Source organism: Bacillus sp. AFS073361, from assembly GCF_002567005.1.
Lineage (GTDB): Bacteria > Bacillota > Bacilli > Bacillales > Cytobacillaceae > Neobacillus.
Map to the genome: position 1 here is coordinate 1 of NZ_NUZU01000130.1, position 248 is coordinate 248.

1 protein-coding gene is annotated in these 248 nt (G+C 49.2%); it reads right to left on the reverse strand.

Features of this window, described 5'->3' with window-relative positions; all coding sequences use genetic code 11:
* The coding region (locus COJ96_RS25665) for a pyocin knob domain-containing protein (RefSeq protein ID WP_218936533.1) at window positions 1–248 on the reverse strand (248 nt) is incomplete at both ends.

Sequence of the window (248 nt, forward strand, 5' to 3'; positions counted from 1 at the left end):
GCGTTAAGTAGTCGGGTTGCAGAAACAGCATTGCCATTACTCGCGAGCGCACCAATTTCGGCAGGTGTCGGTTTGTTCGCAACATCATATTGTTTTGTCCAGGCAGTCCACACACCGCCATAAATGGTGCGGATATAGCTGCGAGAATTGTTATAAACACGGTAAATCTGAGTAAAACCAGCGTGCTTATAAACTTCCAGCGACCCGGCAACCGCTTCGGGATAATTTTTCCCTGCTGAAGCCTGCGC